This window comes from Mobiluncus sp., from assembly GCF_985070215.1.
This window is the reverse complement of the sequence record NZ_CFKZQR010000009.1, coordinates 1-19,782: the sequence shown is the minus strand read 5'-3', so window position 1 is coordinate 19,782 and position 19,782 is coordinate 1. Positions and strand designations below refer to the sequence as shown.

General features: G+C 57.2%; 13 protein-coding genes and 1 pseudogene. 4 read left to right on the top strand and 10 right to left on the bottom strand.

Features of this window, described 5'->3' with window-relative positions; genetic code table 11:
* Positions 1 to 82: 82 nt before the first annotated feature.
* From AC5LBQ_RS03165 to AC5LBQ_RS03140, 6 genes are all read right to left on the bottom strand, one after another.
* Positions 83 to 3,976, bottom strand: a complete 3,894-nt coding sequence (locus AC5LBQ_RS03165; protein ID WP_493264606.1) for a DNA-directed RNA polymerase subunit beta' — start codon at positions 3,974 to 3,976, stop codon at positions 83 to 85.
* Positions 3,977 to 4,006: 30 nt separating this feature from the next.
* Positions 4,007 to 7,516, bottom strand: coding sequence for a DNA-directed RNA polymerase subunit beta (gene rpoB, locus AC5LBQ_RS03160; RefSeq protein ID WP_493264605.1), 3,510 nt, complete (start codon positions 7,514 to 7,516; stop codon positions 4,007 to 4,009).
* A gap of 314 nt (positions 7,517 to 7,830) precedes the next feature.
* On the bottom strand, positions 7,831 to 8,733 hold the full coding sequence (locus AC5LBQ_RS03155; protein ID WP_295027417.1) for a carbohydrate ABC transporter permease: 903 nt from the start codon (positions 8,731 to 8,733) through the stop codon (positions 7,831 to 7,833).
* 1 nt (position 8,734) lies between these two features.
* Complete coding sequence (locus AC5LBQ_RS03150) at positions 8,735 to 9,700, bottom strand: carbohydrate ABC transporter permease (protein ID WP_282920990.1); 966 nt, start codon at positions 9,698 to 9,700, stop codon at positions 8,735 to 8,737.
* Positions 9,701 to 9,792: 92 nt separating this feature from the next.
* A complete protein-coding gene (locus AC5LBQ_RS03145; RefSeq protein WP_493264604.1) occupies positions 9,793 to 11,058 on the bottom strand; it encodes an extracellular solute-binding protein in 1,266 nt (421 codons plus the stop codon).
* 174 nt (positions 11,059 to 11,232) lie between these two features.
* Entirely contained in the window at positions 11,233 to 12,018 is a 786-nt protein-coding gene (locus tag AC5LBQ_RS03140) for a DeoR/GlpR family DNA-binding transcription regulator (protein WP_297346194.1), read from the bottom strand.
* Positions 12,019 to 12,152: 134 nt separating this feature from the next.
* Here AC5LBQ_RS03140 and AC5LBQ_RS03135 point away from each other — a divergent pair, with 134 nt between their 5' ends.
* From AC5LBQ_RS03135 to AC5LBQ_RS03120, 4 genes are read left to right on the top strand one after another with little or no spacing between them, the layout of a single operon-like run.
* The gene (locus tag AC5LBQ_RS03135; RefSeq protein WP_493264603.1) at positions 12,153 to 13,034 is read left to right on the top strand and encodes an SIS domain-containing protein; all 882 of its coding nucleotides are present in this window, start codon (positions 12,153 to 12,155) and stop codon (positions 13,032 to 13,034) included.
* 39 nt (positions 13,035 to 13,073) lie between these two features.
* A complete protein-coding gene (locus AC5LBQ_RS03130) occupies positions 13,074 to 14,117 on the top strand; it encodes an ROK family protein (protein ID WP_493264602.1) in 1,044 nt (347 codons plus the stop codon).
* A gap of 16 nt (positions 14,118 to 14,133) precedes the next feature.
* Positions 14,134 to 15,123, top strand: coding sequence for a 1-phosphofructokinase family hexose kinase (locus tag AC5LBQ_RS03125; protein ID WP_493264601.1), 990 nt, complete (start codon positions 14,134 to 14,136; stop codon positions 15,121 to 15,123).
* Positions 15,124 to 15,960, top strand: coding sequence for a class II fructose-bisphosphate aldolase (locus tag AC5LBQ_RS03120; protein ID WP_297346198.1), 837 nt, complete (start codon positions 15,124 to 15,126; stop codon positions 15,958 to 15,960).
* A gap of 51 nt (positions 15,961 to 16,011) precedes the next feature.
* Here the strand turns inward: AC5LBQ_RS03120 and AC5LBQ_RS03115 are convergent, their stop codons facing one another.
* From AC5LBQ_RS03115 to menA, 4 genes and pseudogenes are all read right to left on the bottom strand, one after another.
* The gene (locus AC5LBQ_RS03115) at positions 16,012 to 16,971 is read right to left on the bottom strand and encodes an aldose 1-epimerase family protein (protein WP_493264600.1); all 960 of its coding nucleotides are present in this window, start codon (positions 16,969 to 16,971) and stop codon (positions 16,012 to 16,014) included.
* A 126-nt stretch (positions 16,972 to 17,097) separates the two neighbouring features.
* On the bottom strand, positions 17,098 to 17,262 hold the full coding sequence (locus tag AC5LBQ_RS03110) for a DUF8730 family Cys-rich protein (RefSeq protein ID WP_493264599.1): 165 nt from the start codon (positions 17,260 to 17,262) through the stop codon (positions 17,098 to 17,100).
* 44 nt (positions 17,263 to 17,306) lie between these two features.
* On the bottom strand, positions 17,307 to 18,980 hold the full coding sequence (locus tag AC5LBQ_RS03105) for an FAD-dependent oxidoreductase (protein ID WP_493264598.1): 1,674 nt from the start codon (positions 18,978 to 18,980) through the stop codon (positions 17,307 to 17,309).
* A gap of 175 nt (positions 18,981 to 19,155) precedes the next feature.
* Positions 19,156 to 19,713, bottom strand: a pseudogene (gene menA, locus AC5LBQ_RS03100) (1,4-dihydroxy-2-naphthoate octaprenyltransferase); the annotation flags it as partial.
* Positions 19,714 to 19,782: the final 69 nt, after the last annotated feature.

Genomic DNA, 19,782 nt, shown 5'->3' with positions numbered 1-19,782 from the left:
AGCTGGCGAACCGGGAACCCCGAAACTATTGAATTAAACCCGATTTAGCCCTGTAACCACAGGTCATCGAGCATTGTCAACCCTACCCCCACGGGTGTTCCAGGTCGACATCGTCATCGAACAGCCCGAATCCGGTCGTGTCGCTGTAAGGCAGCTGCGACATCAGCATCTCGTGACCGCTCGCGGAAGGCTTGATTTCCACCCGGCGGTAACGGCTCAGACCGGTACCGGCTGGAATCAGCTTGCCCAGGATGACGTTTTCTTTCAGGCCCGACAGCGGGTCGTCGATGCCTTCCATCGCCGCGTTGGTCAGAACCTTCGTGGTCTCTTGGAAGGAAGCCGCGGACAGCCAGGAATCGGTAGCCAAGGACGCCTTGGTGATACCCATCAGCTCGGAACGTGCCGAGGCAGGCTGCTTGCCCTGCGCCACGACTCGCTTGTTTTCTTCACGGAACTTCGCCTGATCGATGAGCTGACCGGGCAGCAACATAGTGTCGCCCGACTCCAGCACGGTGACGCGGCGCAGCATCTGGCGCACTATAACCTCGATGTGCTTGGCGTGAATATCTACGCCCTGGCTGTGGTAAACCTGCTGCACTTCGTTGACCAGGGAACGCTGGGTTTCGGCTTGGCCTTTCACGCGCAGCAGTTTCTTCGGGTCAATAGGACCTTGGGTCAGGCGGTCGCCCACTTCCAGGTGATCCCCGTCCGCAACCAGCAGTGCCTGGCGGCGAGACACCTCGATGACCAGGTCCTCCTTGCCGTCGTCACGAGTGATGATGACCTCGCGCGGGCCGGAGGGGTCGTCGTTTATCTTCACCCGGCCGGCAGCCTCGGTGATGGTCGCTTCGCCCTTGGGGGTACGCGCCTCAAACAGCTCCTGTACACGCGGCAGACCCTGGGTAATATCGGCCGCCGAAGCCGCACCACCGGTGTGGAAGGTACGCATCGTCAGCTGAGTACCGGGCTCGCCAATGGACTGCGCCGCGATAATACCGACCGCTTCGCCAATATCCACACGCTTGCCGGTAGCCAAGGAACGCCCGTAGCAGGCAGCACAGGTACCAATCGCCGCATCACAGGTCAGCACGGAACGCACCTTAATCTGGGTGATACCGGCTTTCAAGAGCTTCTTAATAGCCACGTCACCGACATCTTGCCCGGCCTCAAGCACGACGTTTCCGGCCTCATCCACCGCGTCAACAGCCAAGGTACGCGCAAAAGCGGTGGTCTCGACCAGTTCGTCAGGCTCGACTTGACCTTCTTCGTTGACCGAACCGATGGTAATGGTCAGGCCCTTGCGGGTGCCACAATCCTCCTCGCGGATAATGACATCCTGAGACACGTCCACCAGACGGCGAGTCAAGTAACCGGATTCCGCGGTACGCAAAGCGGTATCCGCCAGACCCTTGCGGGCGCCGTGGGTCGCGATGAAGTATTCCAGCACGGACAGACCCTCACGGTAGTTCGACTTAATCGGGCGCTCAATCAAGCGCTGCTTCGGGTCGGACACCAGACCGCGCATACCGGCAATCTGTTGAATCTGGGACCAGTTACCGCGCGCCCCGGACTTCACCATGCGGTACACATTGTTGCGTTCGGGGAAGTTCTCGCGCATTTCCTCGGCCACTTCATTCGTGCACGCCCGCCACAGGTCAATCAAGGCGCTGTAGCGTTCGTCCTCGGTGATAGCACCCAGGTCGTAGTCGGCTTGGACGTCAGAAGCGAGGTTCTCGTACTTTTCCAAAATGGCAGGCTTGGTCGAAGGCGGCACCACGTCCGTGAAGGAAATCGTAATCCCGGACCAGGTCGACCAGTGGAAACCGAAGGACTTGAGCGCATCCAGGGACACCTCAATATCGGCCTTTTGGTACAGTTCCGCCAGGTCATTGACGATTTTGCCGAGTTTCTTTTTCTCTACCACGTAGTTCACGAACGGGTATTCACGCGGCAGCGAGTCATTAAAGATAACCCGGCCCAGGGAAGTTTCCAGCTCAAAGCGGTCTCCCGGCTGCCACCCCTCGGGCATTTTCATGTCCTCCGGCGGCAAGTCACCCGGTTCCATCCGAATTACGCAGGTTTCCTGCAAAGCCAGGTCGTCGTTGTCATAAGCCAGGCGGGCTTCGGCGGGGCTGGAGTAGTGCTTCAACACCCGGTTGCCGTCAGGGTCAAACCGCGGGTTATGCACCATCTCCGGATCTTCATCCGAGGTCAGGTGGTAAATCCCGATAATCATGTCTTGGGAAGGCATGGTCACCGGGCGGCCGTCTGAAGGCTTCAGGATGTTGTTAGACGACAGCATCAGCACGCGGGCCTCAGCCTGGGCTTCAGCGGACAGCGGGACGTGGACAGCCATTTGGTCGCCGTCAAAGTCCGCGTTGAACGCGCCGCAGACCAGCGGGTGCAACTGAATCGCTTTGCCTTCCACCAGCAGTGGCTCGAAAGCCTGAATGCCCAAACGGTGCAGGGTTGGCGCACGGTTCAGCAAGACCGGGTGGTTGGTGATAACCTCGTCCAAAACGTCCCAGACCTGGGGGTTTTGCCGCTCTACCATGCGCTTGGCAGCTTTGACGTTCTTGGCTTCCCCGTTTTCCACCAACACCTTCATTACGAAGGGCTTGAACAGCTCCAGAGCCATCGTCTTGGGCAAACCGCACTGGTGCAGCTTCAGCTGCGGACCAACCACGATAACGGAACGACCGGAATAATCCACGCGCTTGCCCAGCAAGTTCTGGCGGAAACGCCCCTGTTTGCCCTTGAGCATGTCGGACAGGGACTTCAGGGGACGGTTGCCCGGACCCGTCACCGGCCGGCCGCGCCGACCGTTGTCGAACAGCGCGTCCACAGCCTCTTGCAACATACGTTTCTCGTTGTTGACAATGATGTCCGGGGCTTTCAATTCCTGCAAACGATTCAAACGATTGTTGCGGTTAATGACGCGGCGGTACAGGTCATTCAGGTCAGAAGTCGCGAAACGTCCGCCATCCAGCTGCACCATCGGGCGCAGATCCGGGGGAATGACCGGAATAGAATCCAGGACCATCGCGGAAGCCGGCTTGCCGGTCTGGAGGAAAGCGTTAATGACCTTCAAACGCTTCAGAGCGCGGGTCTTTTGTTGGCCAGACTTGCTCTCCACAACCTCTTTCAGCGCCTCAGCCTCAGCTACCAGGTCAAAAGACTCCAAGCGATCCTTCACTGCCTGGGCGCCCATGCCGCCCTTGAAGTAGGTCCCGTACAGGGCATACATTTCGCGGTACACCAGCTCGTTGCCTTCCAGGTCGCCGACCTTCAGGTTCTTAAACCGGTCCCAAACTTCGTCATGCAGCTTCAGGTCAGACTCAGCCTGGTGGCGAATGGCACGCATTTCCTTTTCGCCGTTGCGCTTGACCTTGTCGATTTCGGATTTCTCGGCGCCTTCCTTTTCCAGCGCCGCCATATCCTGTTCCATCTTTTGGGCGCGCTTTTCGACGTCCAAATCACGGTTCTTTTCGATTTGCTCCCGCGCCAGATCGGATTCCTTTTGCATATCGGACAGGTCCTTGTGGCGACGTTCCTCGTCGACCTCGGTAATCATGTAGGCCGCGAAATAAATAACCTTTTCCAGGTCCTTCGGAGCGATATTCAGCAGGTAACCGAGACGGGAAGGCACGCCCTTGAAGTACCAAATATGCGTCACCGGGGCAGCGAGTTTAATGTGACCCATCCGCTCGCGGCGCACCTTGGAACGGGTGACTTCCACCCCGCAGCGTTCGCAGACAATACCCTTGTAACGCACGCGCTTGTACTTGCCACAGGCACATTCCCAGTCGCGGGTCGGCCCGAAAATCCGTTCATCGAACAAGCCTTCTTTCTCAGGCTTCAACGTCCGGTAGTTGATGGTTTCCGGCTTCTTAACTTCGCCGTGGGACCAACCGTTAATGTCGTCCTCAGTCGCTAAACCGATGTGCAACTTGTCAAACTTGTTTGCATCCAACATGTGTTTTCTTTCCTCTTCTTCCGGTCCGTCTTAGGCGTTGATGAATTCGTCGGTCGTCAAAAGGCCGGGGGCGTTGGGCCGTTTGCCCAGGTCGAAGCCGAGGCTGTTGGGGCCGCGGCCGGCCTCGTCGTCATCGTCACGCAAGTCGATGGCGTTGCCGGCAGCATCCAGCGCTTCTACGTTCAAGCACAGCGAACGCATTTCCTGCATCAACACGCGGAAAGATTCCGGAATGCCCGGCTGAGGCAGGTCCTCGCCGCGCACGATAGATTCGTAAACCCGCACACGTCCTTGCACGTCGTCGGATTTCACCGTCAACAGTTCCTGGAGGGCATAGGCGGCGCCGTAAGCCTCCATAGCCCACACCTCCATCTCACCGAAACGCTGGCCGCCGAACTGGGCCTTACCGCCCAGAGGCTGCTGGGTAATCATGGAGTACGGGCCGGTAGAACGGGCGTGGATCTTGTCATCGACCAAGTGGTGCAGTTTCAGCATGTACTTGTAGCCGATAGCAATCGGGTACGGGAAAGGTTCCCCGGAACGGCCGTCAAACAGCTTGGCTTTGCCCATTTCGTCAATAAGCGGGCGGTCGAAGTCGTCGCGAACCCGAGTGTTGCGCAGCAGGCCGGTAATCTCGTCAGCCTCCGCACCGTCGAACACGGGGGTCGCCACGTGCTGTCCCGGTTCGCAAACCTCCAACGGAACATCCTGAGCCCACTGTTCACCGGCCTTGCGGGCTTCACTAATATCCCAACCCTCGTGAGCCAGCCAGCCCAAGTGGAATTCGAGTACCTGACCCAGGTTCATACGACCGGGCACACCCATCGGGTTCAGGATGATATCCACCGGGGTGCCGTCCTCGAGGAACGGCATATCCTCAACCGGGAGAATCTTGGAAACACAGCCCTTGTTGCCGTGACGGCCAGCCATCTTATCCCCGACCGTCATCTTGCGGCGCTGGGCGATAAAGACGCGAACCATGTGTTTCACGCCAGGTCCGAGCGCAGCGTCTTCGCAGTCGCCGGCCACGAATTCCTTAACCCCGATAACGATACCGGATTCCCCGTGGGGCACCCGCAACGAAGTGTCGCGAGCCTCTCGCGCCTTCTCACCCAAGATAGCCCGCAGCAGACGTTCCTCACTGGTCAGTTCGGTTTCGCCCTTCGGGGTCACCTTACCGACCAGAATGTCGCCCGCGCTGACTTCGGCGCCGACACGGATAATGCCGCGTTCGTCCAGGTCCTTACGGGCAGCTTCGGAAACGTTGGGAATATCTCGCGTGATTTCTTCCTCGCCGAGTTTCGTGTCCCGAGCATCGATTTCGTGTTCCTCGATATGAATCGAAGTCAGCAAATCTTCCGAGACGACCCGCTGGCTCAAAATGATGGCGTCCTCGTAGTTCAGCCCTTCCCAGGACATGTAGGCCACCAGCAAGTTCTTGCCCAAAGCCATTTCCCCACCGTCAGTAGCAGGACCGTCAGCCAGAACGTCGCCGGCTTCGACCCGGTCGCCCTCGTCGACAATAACCTGCTGGTTATAGCAGTTGCCCTGGTTGGAACGCTTGAACTTTTCCACTGCGTAGACGTGGGTTTCGCCGTCATCTTCCTGGACACGCACCAAATCGGCGCTGACCTCGGTAACGACGCCGCCCTTCTTAGCTACGACCACATCGCCGGCGTCAATTGCGGCGCGTTTCTCGATGCCGGTGCCCACCAGAGGAGCCTCGGTTTTCAGCAGCGGCACTGCCTGACGCTGCATGTTCGCCCCCATCAGGGCGCGGTTCGCGTCGTCGTGTTCCAGGAACGGAATCATCGCCGTTGCGACCGACACCATCTGACGAGCCGAAACGTCCATCAAGTCGACTTCTTCGGGGCTGACCAGCACCGGGTCGCCACCGGTAGAACGGCACAGCACCGAGGATTCTACGAAGTGCCCGTCTTTCGTGAGCTGCGCGGAAGCCTGGGCGATGTTCTTGCCTTCTTCATCGTCAGCGGTGATGTAGTGGATTTCGTTGGTAACGACGCCTTTCTTAACCACGCGATAGGGGGTTTCCACAAACCCGTAAGGGTTAATCCGCGCGAAGGTCGCCAGCGAGCCAATCAAACCAATGTTCGGGCCTTCGGGAGTTTCCACCGGGCACATGCGCCCGTAGTGCGAGGGGTGCACGTCACGGACTTCCATCCCCGCCCGGTCTCGGGACAGGCCGCCCGGACCCAAAGCGGACAGACGGCGCTTGTGCGTCAGACCCGCCAACGGGTTGTTTTGGTCCATGAACTGCGACAGCTGAGAGGTTCCAAAGAACTCTTTGATGGCCGCCACGACCGGGCGAATGTTAATGAGCGAGTTCGGGGTGATAGCTTCGACGTCCTGAGTGGACATGCGTTCCTTCACCGTGCGCTCCATACGGGACATACCCGTGCGCACCTGCATCTGAATGAGCTCACCGACCGGACGCACCCGGCGGTTGCCGAAGTGGTCGATGTCGTCGGTCTTGATGCGCAGTTCGGTTTCTTTGCCGGCCGCGTCTTTGACCTTGACCGTGTCATCCCCAGCACGCAGCGCCAACAGGTAGCGGAAGGCGGCGACAATGTCGGTCAGATCCAGGGTGCGCTCGCCCATCTCCCTCTCGACACCGAGCTTCTTGTTGATCTTGTAGCGTCCCACCTCGGCTAGGTCGTAACGCTTGGGGTTGGTGTAAAAGTTATGCAGCAGGTTACGTCCGGCCTCCACGCTGGGCGGCTCGCCGGGACGAATCTTGCGGTAGATGTCCTCCAGGGCCTGATCCTGGGTTTCAATCGCGCCGTCTTTTTCCAGGGTTTCCAGCATCAACGGGAAGTCTTGGAAAGCCTCGCGGATTTCGCCGACGCTCATACCCAGCGCCTTGAGGAAAATGGTGGCGGACTGCTTGCGCTTGCGGTCGATACGCACCCCGACCGTGTCTTTCTTATCAATCTCAAACTCGAGCCAAGCGCCGCGGGAGGGGATGACCTTGCCCAGGTAAATGTCCCGGTCCGAGGTCTTGTCCGCGGTCTTTTCAAAGTACACGCCGGGGGAACGCACCAGCTGGGACACGACCACCCGCTCGGTACCGTTGACGATGAAAGTCCCGCGCGGGGTCATCAACGGAAATTCGCCCAGGAACACGGTTTGGGTCTTAATTTCGCCGGTTTCGTAGGTAATAAATTCGGCCGTCACGTACATCGGCGCATTGTAGGTCAGGTCCTTGTCCTTGCACTCGTCGATGGTGTAGTGCGGGCTTTCCAAGGTGTAGTCCTTAAAGGACAAGCTCATGGTGCCGCCGTTGTCCTCAATCGGGCTCATTTCGTTCAGGATTTCCTGCAATCCCGAAGTGCGGGGAACATGCTTATCGCCGGTTTCATCGGCTTTCTTAACGCGCTCCTGCCAGGCTTCATTCCCCAGGAACCAGTCAAAAGATTCGGTCTGCAGCGCCAACAGATTCGGCGGCGCCATCGGTTCATCGATTTGGGCAAAAGACACCCGGAAAGGGTGAGTGGAGGATTCTTTGGATTTCGTAGCCAAGATTTCCGTTTCCTTTATGTCGTATGGATGGTCGAGATTCCCTTTTGGTTTCAATAGGTTACCCTCTGCTTTTGCGCGAAACGTCGCGTCAACGGGGGTCTCCCCTTCCACCTTGAAAATCTCGATGCGCTCCGGCGTTTGAACATCTCGTCCCTCGCTGTACCTGCCGTGATATTGCCAGCGCATTCTTCTGCAATATCAACGTTAACAGGCGGCCTCGGACAAAGAACACGCAAACATCTACTCTATAACTTTTGCGTGCTGTAAGCAATTTTCCGCTGTTAAATCCTGGCAGAGCGACCCCGACAGCAAAGCTACTTAATGCTGCCGGAGGTAAGACCACCAATCAGACGCTTCTCGATGAGGGCAAACATGATAATGACCGGCACAATCGCGATTACGGATGTTGTAAACATGTACTGCCATTCACGCACGTAAAGCCCCAAGAAACGCGGCATTGCCACCGTCAAAGGTTGCAACTCGGGCTTTTGCACCAACACGAAAGCCGCCGCGTACTCGTTCCAGGTATTAATGAACACGAATACGACCGCGGTAACGATACCAGGCCACACCAGAGGCAACGAGATTTTAAACATGGTTTGGAGACGTCCCAAGCCATCCATCAAAGCGGCTTCATCCACTTCCTTGGGTACTGAAGAGAAAAACGCCTGCATAATCCAGATTGCGAAAGACAGGTTAAAAGCACCGTTGATGAGGATTAGCGCCACCCACACGACTTGTCCTTGCCAGCTGGAAAACTCCTGGTAGAGGCCGACCGCCAACACGGTAGGCTGGAGCATCTGGGTGCACAGTACCAGGAACAGGAAGGGCATCCGCCCGGGGAAACGGAACCGAGCCACATAGTAGGCCGCGGGGGTCGCCACCAACAGCACCAGGAGTGTCGCCCCGATGGCGATGACGGCCGTGGCCAAAAGTGATTTGCCTACGTTTACCGCGGGGAAGGACCACACCGTTAGGTAGTTGCTCAGTTCCAGTTTGGAAGGCAGGTAGTCCGGTGGGATTTTCCGTACGTCGCCGCGGGTCTTAACCGAAGTCACAAACATTAACGCGTAGGGAAATAGGAAGAACAACACAATCAGCAGTGCCCCGACAAGCGTCATGACCATGCCCGCGGGACGGCGTTTACGGCGGGTCGCTGGGGTAGCTTCAGAAGATGCCTTGGCCGGTTCAGAATGTTTGGTCAGAGGGGTACTCATGTTACTCCACCTCCTTCGTCGGCTTCACAGATATGAGATAGATGGCAATAATCACCAGGCAGAACATGAAGTTCAGGACCGACAGCGCACTCGAGACGCCCGGGCCGAGCTGTGCCTTGTACTGGAAGATCAAGGTTGTGGTGGTGTGGGCGGAGTGATAGCCAGGGGATTCCACCAAGATCTGCAAAATAGGCAGGGAGTTGAATACGTTGATGATGTTTATCAAAGCAGCGGTGGCGACAGCGGGGCGCAACATGGGGAACACTATCAGCCAATAGCGCTGGAAGGAGTTGGCGCCGTCTACTCGAGAAGCCTCCAGAATGTCTTTCGGGACGGACTGCAGTCCCGCCAGGATGGTGTACGTCGTAAAGGGTAACGACACATAGATAGCCACAAAAACTGCGACCCAGAAAGCCGCCGTGGGATTTTCCGTGAAAGCATAGGCTTTTTGCAAGATACCCGTATCTACAAAAAACCGGTTGAACAGACCATATTCTGAATCAAGGCCGTAGTTAAAGGCGGTGGTCGTCATCACCACAGAACACGCCCACGGGAGAATCACAAAGAGTCGCACCAACTTGCGACCGGGGAAGTCCTTATTGAGGAACTGAGCCAACCCCAAGGAAACTAGCACTGTCACCGTCACGACTACGACCACCCACAGGGTGGTGTTGAGTAGCACCTGGCCAATGTGCACAGAGGGATAGGTCAGCGCCCCGGCTTTACCGACATAGTTGTCCCAACCTGTAAACCCTTTGTTTACCCCATACTTGTTGAATTTAATGAAGGAATAGTAGATGAGCAGGATAGTCGGGTAAATCACAACCCCGATAATCAGCAGGAGAGTCGGCGCCAGCCACGGTATAGCGGCTACAGTTTCCATCCACCGGCTCTTTTTCGCTTTTGGCTCAGTTTGGGTGCGCAACTGGGTCTTGACGTTCTGTTCCACACTGGGCGCACTTTTCATATCGACGAGATTCCTCTATACAAAGCGGGTTTTTATCGGGGCTGTAGAGGTGACAGTCGCCACCTCTACAGCCCCGTTTTCAAGCGTTCATGTCAGGACTCGGCATCGACCTGAGATTGAATCGCATCCAGCACAGCGGCTGGTTCTTGAGCGGTCAGTTTCCCGGCAGTAGACTGCAGGGCTCCTTGCAGCGTATCCCACTGCGGGTTACCTACTGGCAGGAACCTTACGGTACTCAGCGCTTCGTAGAACTTCTTGTCGATGGGGCCAGCTTCGGACTTGCCTTGCTCAATGATGCTCTCCGTCACCGGAAGCAACCCGGAGGGGGCGTACCAGTTCTTGTACATCGCGTCCGAGTAGAACAAGTCAAGGAATCCCTTAGTAGCCTGCTTGCGGGCGTCATCACCGTTGTCAAAAGCGAGAATGAAGTCCGTCACGCCGATTGCCACACCCTTGCCATCCTTGGAGGGAATCGGGGCGATATCGTACTTAATGTCGGGATAGTCCTCCTCTGTTACGCTCAAAAGACCGGAGTGGGCCATCATCATGGCCACCTTGCCGTTGTTGAACAGGTCGGCGACATCTTGACGGTTGGACGTGCCGGCGTTGGGTTGGGTGCAGCCTTTATCAATGAGCTTCTTCATCTCGGTGAAAGCCTCCACGGCTTTATCACTCTTGGCTTTCAATGTCTTGCCCTCGGACCAGTCACCACCGGCACCCCACAGCCACAGTGAGGACTCAACCTGGGCTTCCTCTCGGCCTAGAGGCATACCGTAGGGGTACACATCCGGGGAAGCAGCTTTAATCTTGTCGCAGGCTTGCTCCAGTTCGTCCCATGTAGCGGGAACCGCCGTGATGCCTGCTTTTTCAAAGATGCCGGTGTTGTAGGCCATCATGCGGGAGGAGGCCACGTCGGGGACGACCCATTGAGTTCCGTCCGCCCCTACCCCGTTCTTCAGAAGGGCGGGTTCAATCGTATTCAACACGTCCTCGCTCATGACTTCTGTAATGGGGTAGAGCAGTTCGCCGTCGGCTGCGGACGCAAAGTTATTGTCGTTCAAAATGTCGGGTAAGTCCTTGGCTTGTACACGAGCCTGCACCTTGGAGGAGAAATCGTCCCAACCTTCAATTTGCAGCTCAACCTTGACCTTCGGATAGGTCTTGTTGTACTCAGCAATAATGTTCTCCCAGTCCGTCTTGGTCGAGGAGGCGTACGAAGGAGCCAGAATTTTAATAGTGGTTTCCAAGTTAGCCGGATCCGCTGCAGCACTGCCTGAGCCGGAGTCAGAACCTGCACATCCTGCTAAAGCGAGCGCCGCGATTGCTGCTACTGCGCTAATTTTGACGATGCCTTTCACGAGCTTTCCTTTCCATTGTTGTAAGTTGTCAGCTCACGGTGGTAACCGAGGTAGTTTTTCCGCACTGTCTCAGGCGAAAAGGTGGACTTCATTGAACACCTACAACAAAGAATATGATTTTTTCTAATCATTTTGGTGCGTTTTAAACAAATTATTTTATTTGCCGGCCCGTTCCTAGACAGTCAAAACCGTGATACCTTGGCTTTCCAAGACTGCTAAAGTTTGCGAATCTACACTGTCTGTGAGGATTTCGTCAATCGGTTCAAAGTCACAAATCCGGGCAGTCCCCAACGCGGAGAATTTGGAGCTATCTGCCACCACGGTGACTCGTTGCGCGGAACGGAGAAAATCAGCGTTGGTCTCCGCTTCCAGCAAGTCATCATTGAACAAACCACGTTTCACGTCAATACTGACCACCGCCAAAAACACCCGCGACATCGCCAAATTGTCCAGCACCAGTCCAGACATATTACCCACGACTTCATAGGAGCAAGGGCGTAGTGTCCCGCCCACTACTATGACTTTGATTTGTGGTCGTAACGCTAGCTCATTGGCAATATTGATGGCGTTCGTCACGACTGTTATCCCGTGACGTTGAAACCCGGGATCTTTCGAAACGCGCAGCGCCAATTCGCGCGAAACTTCCGTGGTGGTGGTTCCCCCGTTCAAGCCGATAACATCCCCCGGTTTCACCAATTTGGCGGCAGCTTTCGCCAGACGCTGCTTGGCTCGCCCACTATTCACCGGGCGATACCGCAAGGGCAGGTCCCCGGATAGGGGGTTGGCCACCGCTCCCCCACGAACCCGGGTCACCATCTGTTGGGATGCCAACCTGTCCAGATCGCGACGTGCAGTGGCTGGGGATACACCCAGGAGAGTTTCGATGTCCTCTACCTGAATCGAGCCGTTTTCGAGCACGAAATCAAGGATTTTGGTCAGCCGTAATGATTGATGGGCCATGCGCTTTCCCTCTTGATTGATTTAAAATGTCTATAACATGAAATTTAAATCAGTTTCAAACAATTTGTGTCACCTTGCGTGGTATTTTTGTTTCTGAACAATGTAGCCGATTTTATTAGGGAGAACACACCGCCATGAGTATCACCGCTGAGGAAATTGCTAGCCAACCCCAAACCTGGAAACAGGCCATTGACATGCTCGCTTCCCTGGACCCCAAGTTTTTCCCCGATAAGGGCAAAAGTGTTGCCATGATTGGCTGTGGCACCTCCTGGTTCATGGCGCAGGCATACTGCCGAGCGCGAGAAGTCGCCGGACACGGAGTCTCCGATGCTTTCACCGCTACCGAATTCCCCCTGACACGCCACTATGACATGGTCATTACCCTGTCTCGTTCGGGCACCACCACGGAGATTATCGATATTCTCAAAGCCTTGCATGGCAAGGTTCCCACCCGCTTAATTACCGCCGTCGGCAATGGTCCCGCCACACCCTTTACCGACATGGAACTAGTTTTAGACTTCACGGATGAAACGTCGGTAGTGCAAACGCGTTTCGCCACCACGGCTCTGGCTTTGCTGCGCGCCAGCCTCGGAGAGGACTTGACGAAAGCTATTGCGGATTGCGCCGCGACAGTAAATGCAGAAATTCCCGCAGCTTTCGTAACCGCCGACCAATTCACCTTCCTCGGCACCGGCTGGACTTACGGACTCGCCAACGAAGCCGCCCTAAAGATGCGCGAAGCCTCACAATCCTGGACCGAGTCCTATCCCGCGATGGAATACCGCCACGGGCCGATTTCCATTGCCGAACCGAACCGCATTACCTGGATTTTTGGCTCCGTCCCCGAGGGGATGGAGGCGCAAATCGCCGCTACCGGTGCCACTTTGGTCCACCACGACTACGATCCGATGGCCTCCCTGGTGCTGCTGCAACGCGTCGCTGTGGCGCGCGCGGAACACCGGGGTCTGAATCCAGACACCCCGCGTCACCTGACTCGTTCAGTGATTCTGTCCTAATTACGCACCTGAATAATCCTCGCGTCTTTGGAGGGACAGATGCCACCCGATGAGCTTCCGACACCAAAAACCGGTTCTGCACCGGTGTACACGCTGGCCTTTGACGTGGGGGGAACGGACACGAAAGTTGCTTTCGTGTCTAACAGCGGTTCGCTGGTGACGCTGCCGACCCTAACGACCTCTACCGGCGGCGCTGTCGGTCTGATTGACCAAATTGCTGGTCAGCATAGTCAGATTCAACAGGCTTTGCACCGCGGTGAAATACGTCGCCCTGACGGCAAAGCTGTGACCGCTGAGCAGGTTTGCAGTGTTGTCGGGGTGGGAGTTCCCGGAGTAATGGTGGAAGACACCGGCATGACCATCACTTCAGCCAACCTTGGCTGGGGAAGTTTTCCCATGCGCGACCGATTAGGCGAAGCCTTGGGCGCTCCGATTGCGTTGGGACATGACGTTCGTTCTGGCGCCTTGGGCGAGGCCTTGTTTACCGGACGTCAGGAGTGTTTTTTCGTCGCTATCGGGACCGGCATTTCGGCGGGGATTGTCCTCAACGGGCGAGTACTGAACCGGAGCGGGAGCTCCGGCGAGATTGGACAGGTTCTACTTCCCAATCCCGATTTGAATTATCTGGAAAAGACCGCCACGCCAGTTTCCACTCAGGCAACTCGCCTCCCCCTGGAACGGATTGCTTCCGCCGAATATACCGCCCGACGCTACGCCCTTTTGAAAGGTATTTCCCCACAAACTGCCCACCCCACATCCAAGGATGTGTTCCTGAGGGAACGGGAAGGAGACGAATGTGCTCATCACGTAATCGAAACCGCCACGCAGGCATTGGGGGCAGTCTTGGCTGCCAGCCTGGCGACCTTGGGAAATCTTGATGTCATCGTAGGCGGGGGACAGTCTAAGGAAGGACCCGCCTACCTGGTGCGACTGCGCCAGGCTACGTTATCGCACCTCGTGAACCTGCCTGAACCGCACTTCTCGCTGTCCAAATTTGGGTCGCAGGCACAACTGTTAGGTATCGCGGCGCAAGCCTTTGCCAAAGCCCAAGTTCCGATTATCCCCGCGGCCCGCCCGTCATAAGTTTGGAAAGACTCAGATGCCCCAGTTAGTTACTTTCACTCCCAACCCTGCTTTGGACATCACTTACACAGTGGACGCCCTCAAGATCGGTTCGACACATCGGGTCGAGGACTTCATTTACCGTGCCGGAGGTAAGGGGATCAATACAGCTTCAGTCCTGGCTCAAATGGGTTATCCCACCCTCGCAGTAGGATTTTTTTTCAGCCCGGAATACCTTGCCGACCTGGAAAAACGGAAACTAGAGTGGCAGGGTCGGTTTAGTTTTCAACCCTTGCCCATGCCATTCCCAAACCGCCAATCCGTAGCTATCGTGGCTGACGGAGACGCCACGGTATTCAATGAGGCAGGCCCGAACTATGGCACTATGAACCCCAAAGACGTTACTCAGCATTGGGAACAGGCGTGGCTACAGGCACTCGAGCTGGACTGGGCGACCCCGAATGCTTTCGTCAGCATTAACGGGTCTTTTGCCCAGGGCAGTCCCCAGGGGATGCTCGGACGTCTCATCTCCGGTTTGCATGACTTAGGCTGCTGGGTGATGGTGGATACCTCCGGGCAGTTTCTCTTAGAGGCCGCTCAGGCGGGCGCGGATTGTCTGAAACCAAATGTGGCGGAACTGCGTGAGGCTACCGGTATTACTGAGTTGTCCGCGGCGGCACGCTCTTTGCTATCTCTGGGAGCTCGCTCCTTGCTGATTTCCGCTGGAAAAGACGGGCTGGCCTACGTGGAGCATCCCGCCGCGCCTGTGCACACCGCCTCGCTACAGGTCGAGTGGGCCGCCCCCGGGATGACTTTGGAGGGCAATCCTACCGGAGCGGGAGATGCGGCGGTAGCTGGATTTCTGTCCGGTATGTCCGAAAACTTGCCGACACACGAGGCTCTCGGGCGCGCGGTGTCTTGGTCGGCAGCCGCGGTTCCGGCGGCAGTTGCTGGTGTGGTGGAAACAGATATGGTGGCAACAATTGCCGCTAAAATGACCTTTCAAACTGAAGAATGGAGTGCATAAATGCTGTGCGATATACGTAAACTCGCTGCTGAGGCCGCCTCGGCCGGAGTCGGTCTGGGGGCTTTCAACGTGGTGTTGCTGGAACATGGCGAGGCCCAGGTCGCCGCGGCAGAAGCGGTCAACCTACCGGTGATTCTGCAGCTGTCCCAAAACGCTGTTAAGTACCATCATGGCTGGCTGGAACCCATCGGTTGCGCCGTGCTAAAACTAGCCGAACAAGCAAAAGTCCCGGTGGTAGCGCACCTCGATCACGCTGAGGATCTCGACCTGTGCCGCGCGGCGGTCGATTTGGGCTTTACCTCGATTATGTATGACGGCTCCAAACTGCCGGATGCGCAAAACCGTGACACCACCGCGCAGATTACCCAGTGGTGTCACGACCGTGGCGTGAGTGTAGAGGCCGAATTAGGCGAGGTCGGTGGAAAAAATGGAGTCCACGACCCGAGCGCACGCACCAATCCAAAGGACGCCGCAAAGTTCGTGGCAGACACCGGCGTGGACTTGCTGGCGGTAGCGGTGGGGTCGTCACACGCGATGACCTCGCGCGATGCCACGTTGGATACAGAACTTATCTCTGCCATTAAACAGGCTGTTCCGGTTCCGCTGGTCCTGCACGGTTCTTCCGGGGTTTCTGACGAAGGAATGCGCGCCGCCATCAAAGCGGGAATGACCAAGATTAACGTCTCTACGCACCTGAACGTGGTCTATACCGCTGAAGTTCGTAAGGACTTGGCACAAGGCCCCGATTTGGTCGACCCCCGCAAGTATTCCCGTAACGGTAACGCCGCATTGCAAGCGGAAGTGGAACGTCTGCTTCTCTGGTACTCAGGGAAATAAACCCCGCTAGATGCTGAAATTCCGGGAAGGAATCGTCAGGATACCCGTCAGCTAACCGTTTATCGCGCGTAGCCCGAAAGCGAAGGTTTCAGGTTTCCCTGGTTCCAGTACCAGTACGTCCTGGTTGCGGTTCAGGGCGTTTGGCGGGCAGGTCATCGGCTCGACCGCCAGGGCGCGCCCATCATCAACGCCGGGGAAAGCCTGCTGGCGAGCGGGGTCAGCGGTATAAATCTGGAGCCACCGACACCACGGTCCGGCACTGAGTTCCGTCCCCGAACCGTCTGCCTGGCACAAGGCGGCCCGGACTCGCCCGTCTGGTTCGGGTTGCGCCCGAAAGGCGTGGTCAAGCCACAGTCCGTGCAGCACTACCGGCCGCGCTTGGCCCAAAACAGTGTCCGCGGGTTGCTCTAGACCGGTCGGCAGGTTACGTGTTGAATCGAGCACGAGATTGTTGCCTACCGAGACACTCAGGGTGCATTCGTCCAGGCTCGCACCCCCCGCGCTTAAATAAGGATGCCACCCGAAGCCAAACGGGCAGGGCGTATCGCTGAGGTTGGAAACCCGCAGTTCGCCTCGCAACCCTTGGGTCGCACCAATGCTCCAGTTCATCACGTATTTGAGTCGCCACAGCCAGCCTGGTTGCGGCTCCATTTCCAGACTGAGGCACACCGCCGCGGGGTTGTCGGACGTTTCGGGATCGAGTTCCCAAGGGCGTTCCCTGACGAAACCGTGAATGGCGTTGTGGCGGTCGGGTTCGTTGATTTCGAGGTGGTACGTTTCGCCTTGAAACGTGAAATTTCCGCCGTCCACCCGGTTGGGCCACGGCGCCAGCAAACACCCCGCCGCGAAAGGAACCGGGAACACTCGTGACAACCCCTGGTGCGGCACAGGAGGTGTCACCACCAGCGGCTTGTCCGCACAAGTCAGCGACCACAAGCCCCCACCAAAAGACGAAATCTGGGCACGGTATTGACCGGCACAAAGTTCTATGAAGTCATTGCTCGAGGCCATACGGTGATTTTAGCAAGGGCGGGGAGGGGGAAACCATTGCCATTTCTTAACGGCTCCGCACTCTGAGCGCTTCGCATTTCTGCTGCTTCGTAGCAGGGGCGAAGCGCCGCCTCGCGGCAGAAATGCTCAGCGCCCAAAGAAGCTCGTGAATAGGGATTGCGGTTTGCGTTTGTCTTCTGGGCAGGTACACCACTGGTCGGCCGGGACGCTGGCCTTGACCGCTTCAATGTGTTGACCGCATCCCGTCCAAGTAGTCTTTCCGCAGTTCGCGCACTTTACTGGAGAGCACATATTATTCCCTTTCCTCTATCCGGAATCGTCTGTTGGAAGCTACGTTACATTTCCAGCACCGCACCGGGGTTGTCAAAGTAGTAGGCGAAAACCGTATTGACCCCGCCAGACAATACTTTAGCATTAATCCCCGCGGGTTCCAGAATTCTCTGTGCCAGCCATGCGTTAGCCCCGCTATCATCGCTCAAGTACACGGTTTCCCCGTCGACCCAGGAACGCACCTCGTCCAGCCGTGAACGCAGTTCCGTCAAGGGGATACACCTGGCGCCTCGCAAATGTCCGGCATTGAACTCAGGGACGGGGCGCACATCAAGTATTGGCGTGGCGGGGTCGAGGTGAGCCGCTTCCTCGGCGTACCACAGTTTCAGCCGGCCGCACAGCACATTTTCCGCCACGTAACCCAGGAAATTGACCGGATCCTTCGCTGCGGAATACGGGGGCGCATACACCAAATCCAAGTCAATCAAATCGGGGGCACTCAGCCCAGCCTTAAGCGCCGTGGCAATAACATCGATACGCTTATCTACCCCGTTGCCCCCGATTCCTTGAGCGCCGAGGATCCTGCCGTCCGCTTCCGCGAAATGCAGCATCAGCTGCATCGGTTGGGCGCCGGGCAGGAAAGTTCCGTGGTCGGTAGGGTGGGTGTGAATCGTGTGGTAGGCGATGCCCCTCGCGTCCAGTTCAGCTCGATTGGCCCCGGTCTGAGCCACAGTCATGGGTCCCACCCGGAAAATCGAGGTAGAGATGGGCTTGGGCAGGGGCCGAGCCGATTCTGGGTCAGCGATGAAGTCGGCGATAAGCCGGGCCGCGCGGTTGGTCGGACCGGCCAGCGCAACCGGCCGCGCTTGTCCAGTCACCCCGGTCTGCTGCGTAACGGCGTCACCGCAGGCGAACACGTCAGGCAAGTTCGTGCGTCCGTGCTGGTCAATTATCATGAAACCTCGCTCATCGGCCTTGATTCCCGCCGCTACGAAAGGCTTAGTAGCAGGGGTAACGCCCGCAGCCAGCACAATCAACCCCACCTCCAGGCACTGCCCGTCTGACAGTTCCGCCAGGTCGTGAGCGGGGAAATGTTGGATCTTGGTGACCCGAGTTTTCGCGATGACGTTAATATTGAGCGACTGCAAGGCTCCGGTCACCAGATGAGCCATCTCCAGGTCCAGCGGAGGCATGACATGGTCACTGCCCTCGACGATAGTTGTGTTGATGCCGCGGTGAGCCAGGGCTTCGGCCGCTTCGATACCGATGAATCCCCCGCCGATGACCAGCGCAGATTTTGCGGATTCTGCCAGGTCCACAATCTGTTGCGCATCATCGACCGTGCGCAGTGTGTGCACCCGCGGGGAATCCAAGCCCTCAATCGGGGGACGCGCGGCCCTCGCTCCGGGAGAAAGCATCAGCTTGTCGTAGCTTTCGGTGAAGATACTCCCGTCCGCACCGCGTACCTGCACGGTTTTCGCATCCGCGTCCACGCCGATGACCTCGTGGTTTACCCGCACATCCAGGTTCAGTTTCGCTTTCAGGCTCTGGGGTGTGTTCAGCAGCAGGCTTTCCCGCGCGGGAATCTCCTGACCGACATAAAAAGGCAGTCCACAGTTAGAAAACGAGGGGTACGGCCCTTTTTCAAACACCACAATTTCGGCTGACTCGTCCAACCTGCGCATCCGCGCCGCGAAGGACAGACCGCCCGCAACTCCGCCGACCACTACCAGCTTCATTTCCTCCCCTTTTCTTCGTTTTATTCAGAAGGTTCTCCGGGCGCTTTCCCGGTGAACTCTCGACACCATTAACATAGCATGAGGTGGTGCATGAGGGTAAACCGACCACCGTTTACCGCAGCGGGCTACCGCCCACCCGGGCTTGTGCGCGCTTCTGAAAAACCGGTAAAAACGGCTAGAGCAGGGCGAACAGCAGACCGAGCAGGCCGCCATAAGCCAGGGTTAAGAAACCGGTGTTACGCAGGGCGACAATCAAGGACTTGCCAGTCTCGTGCGCGCGTACCGGACGCATAGTCCGCAAAGCGCCCAGCCACAACGCCAGCTGCACCACAAAACCGCTGCCCCATTGGATAAATCCGCCGGGGAAGATATCCGGCCACGGCACAAACAGCGCCGCCAGTGACAACAGCAACGCGATATAGATAAAAAGCCGGTAAATACGGCGCGACCAGGCATCACCCAAACGTACCGCCAGGGTGATTTTGCCGGATTTCCGGTCCGTGGGGATATCGCGCAGGTTATTGACCATCAGTAGTGCGCAGGACAGCAACCCCAACCCGCTGGCCAGCGCCCAAGACTGCCACGGTAGGACTTGAGCCTGCACCCACAGGGTTCCCTGCACCGCCACCAAACCGAAAAAGACAAAAACCAGTAGCTCAGACAGGCCTACCCCGGCGTAGCCATAGGGATGCTTGCCCCCGGTATAGAACCAGGCAGCCGCTACCGCTACCACTCTATATCGAACACTATCCCTGACAGTACATGCGCCGCCAGCACAGGATGGCAGTGTCCGTCTATGAAG